Here is a 2,231-nt window from a genome sequence, read left to right as displayed (position 1 = left end):
AACCTTCAAAGTAGCTCTTCTCTTTTTCTTCAGTTCGATAACCTGCATACAATGTACGTCTTAAACCTGCTGGAGAAACACAATCTAGACGACGGCTAGTCACCCAACCCTTTTGTTCGTATTCATTGACTACCCAATCTGGCAAAGCAGCAATACCTCGGCCACTCGCAACGAGTTGAATAAGCATTTGCGTTAAGTCTGTTGTTCGGATTTGTTTTGGTTGAATATTTGCAGGTATAAACAGTTTCGACATGATATCTAAACGGTGCTTATCAACCGGGTAAGTAATAAGAACCTCTTCTGCGAGATCCTGAACAGTAATATTTTCAGCACGAACCAATCGATGAGTATTTGATAAAACCAAACGCGACTCATATTCAAAAATCGGGAAGTATTCGATTCCTTTTAGTGCGATCGGATCGGCTGTAATAAGTAAATCAAACTCAGCATTTTGTAAAAGTTCATGTGGGTTCGCTTCGAACCCCGAAGCAAAGTCTAAATCGACGTCTGGATATTGCTGACGGTACTGATTGAGTAAAGGCATTAGCCAGTCAAAACAGCTATGACATTCAGATGAAAAAATAATTCTGCCCGTTTGTCCGTGCACAATACGTGTAATATCACTCTGAGTAATCTGAATTTGCGGCAATACATCATCAGCTAACTTAAGTAGGCGTTGTCCTACATTAGAAAAACTAACAGGGCGACTGCGGCGATTAACCACCTCTACCCCATACCAATGATCTAATTCTTTTAATTGGTGAGAAATAGCCGAGGGCGTTAAGCATAGGTCATTAGCTGCAGCGACCAGTGAACCATGTTCACGTAAAGCAACTAAAGTTTTAAGGTGTCGAATTTCTAACATGGGCACAAGCCTGAATACATAAATTTATCTATAAATTTTCAAGTTATCTCTTGTTTATTACTAAACAGAGTTAACGGAGATAAATCATCACTAATGAATACCATTCATCTTATCACAAAATTAATTAATTTGTCTCAACATAAGTTTTTGTTAATTAGATATGGACTTTACTAACAAATAAAAAATAGACCCATTCAGATCTATTTTTTATAAAATGAAATATTCTTATTCGGTCACTTGTAAGCTAACAATCGTATAATTTTGATTTTTAGGCTTTAACTTTGAATCTACTGGAGCTGTGACTTCCATTAAATATTCTCCAGCTTTTGGAAATTTAAGTTCAACTTGTCCTTTATCATCAGCTTTAAAATGTAGTACTTGTTTATCAGTTGCACCTTTTTCTCTTAAATTAATTTCAGCATAAGGTAGGTTCTGGCCTTTTTCACTTATGGTTAGCTGAACTGCTTGAGTAACTTTAAGCTGGTTAGGATGAACAGAAAAATTAACTTTAATTGGTGTATTTGGAAGTTGAATATCTGAAACTTTACCTTTTGAAAGATAACTTTGTAATACCCATTCTCTTGTTACTTCCTCTGTTTTAATCTTTTTAGTTTTAAGATCAGCAGGAATTAGATAGTCACGCTCTTTTTTTGGCGGAGCTTTATCTGCTGGTAAATCAAAAAATAAATGCCACTCCTTTTGATCATATACATATTTTAAAGGGTAACTCGCCTGAGTTTGCAGAATATATGTACCGTCTTCCGGTAAAGCAACATCGAAAACAGTTACAGATTTATGTAGGGCTTCAGCATTAATAACTTTAGGATCTTGTTTAGGGGTAATGACGGTAAGCTTGGCATCTTTTAAAGCGTATTCACTATTTAGTGCTTCTTCAGCATAACCAGCTATTACCGGTACTTGTGTCTGCTCAGTTTTATACGCTAATGGCGCAACATAAGGTTCATGAGCAAGGCTGTAACTACATACAAAAACAAGTGATGTTACTAATAATCTATTCATTATTTCTCGATCCTAATTAGGAAAATTTAAATTTTTACAGACAAATCATAAGCAAATGTATTATACACAAATAAAAATAATTCTTATTATCATTAATAAATTTAAGTTAAAGATTTTTATATAAAAAGAAAAAGGCCAAGTGGCCTCTTTCATTACCTCATTGTTCTTTTACTTTTGGAAAAGCTTGATTAAAGTCAATGAGCTTATAACTTTTTACTAAATCATCTTCACCATAAGTCACTTCATAAGTTGTTTCTTTACCATTAAAGTATGCTTCAGCTGGAGTTCCAAATACTTCCCATAAACCTATTGAGGCAACGTCTGCAACCCCATGCCCAAATGCACG

2 protein-coding genes and 1 pseudogene are annotated in these 2,231 nt (G+C 35.0%); all 3 read right to left on the bottom strand.

All coding sequences use genetic code 11. The annotated features are described in order from the left end of the window. A partial coding sequence (locus tag VXQ92_RS15925; protein ID WP_416682470.1) for a LysR family transcriptional regulator occupies positions 1–865 on the bottom strand: 865 nt, incomplete at its 3' end. A 225-nt stretch (positions 866–1,090) separates the two neighbouring features. Continuing rightward, complete coding sequence (locus VXQ92_RS15920; RefSeq protein ID WP_001080984.1) at positions 1,091–1,885, bottom strand: DUF4198 domain-containing protein; 795 nt, start codon at positions 1,883–1,885, stop codon at positions 1,091–1,093. 157 nt (positions 1,886–2,042) lie between these two features. Then, positions 2,043–2,231: pseudogene (locus tag VXQ92_RS15915) on the bottom strand (hypothetical protein); the annotation flags it as partial.

Source organism: Acinetobacter sp. 228 (assembly GCF_048147885.1).
This window is presented reverse-complemented; position numbering and strand designations above follow the sequence as displayed.

Excerpts from the sequence above, each read along its gene's own strand:
- VXQ92_RS15920 (WP_001080984.1), bottom strand. The coding sequence starts at position 1,885 with ATGAATAGATTATTAGTAACATCACTTGTTTTTGTATGTAGTTACAGC.